Origin of the sequence: Bradyrhizobium algeriense, assembly GCF_003062295.1 — a bacterium.
GTDB lineage: Bacteria > Pseudomonadota > Alphaproteobacteria > Rhizobiales > Xanthobacteraceae > Bradyrhizobium > Bradyrhizobium algeriense.
Window position 1 is genome coordinate 1 of the sequence record NZ_PYCN01000193.1, and the last position, 629, is coordinate 629.

General features: G+C 58.8%; 1 protein-coding gene. It reads left to right on the plus strand.

The features are described from left to right. Window positions 1–589 (plus strand): IS630 family transposase (locus C7G61_RS43065; RefSeq protein ID WP_108523441.1); only part of this gene is annotated, 589 nt, incomplete at its 5' end. Between the last annotated feature and the right edge of the window lie 40 nt (window positions 590–629).

The window sequence follows — 629 nt, forward strand, 5'->3', positions numbered from 1 at the left end:
GGTCCTGAAGAAAGCCTCTGCCAAGGGAAAGCGGCGGGGAAAGCCGGTGACGATCGTCTCCTGCGACGAGAAGCCGGGAATCCAGGCCATCGCAACGACGGCGCCGGATTTGCCGCCCAAGCCTGGCGTCCACGCCACCTTTGCGCGCGATCATGAATACAAACGCCATGGCACGCTCAGCCTGTTGGCTGGGATTGATCTGCTCACCGGCAAGGTCCACGCCCTTGTCAAAGATCGCCACCGCAGTCGAGAGTTCATCGAGTTCCTCAGACTTATCGATGCCGCCTATCCGCCGGACACTGCGATCAAATTGATCCTCGACAATCATTCCGCGCACATCTCGCGAGAAACCAGAGCCTGGCTCGCCACTCGACCAAGCGGGCGCTTCGAGCTCACCTTCACCCCCAAGCACGGCTCGTGGCTCAATCTCATCGAGGGGTTCTTCTCCAAGTTCGCCCGTTCAGTCCTGCGCCACATCCGGGTGACTTCAAAACACGAGCTTAAGGAGCGCATCATGGCCGGTATCGACGACGTCAATCGCCATCCGGTCATCCACACGTGGTCCTACAAACTCGCCGACGCCGCCTGATATGATTCGAACCAAGAAAACGCTAATCTAGACGACCGAT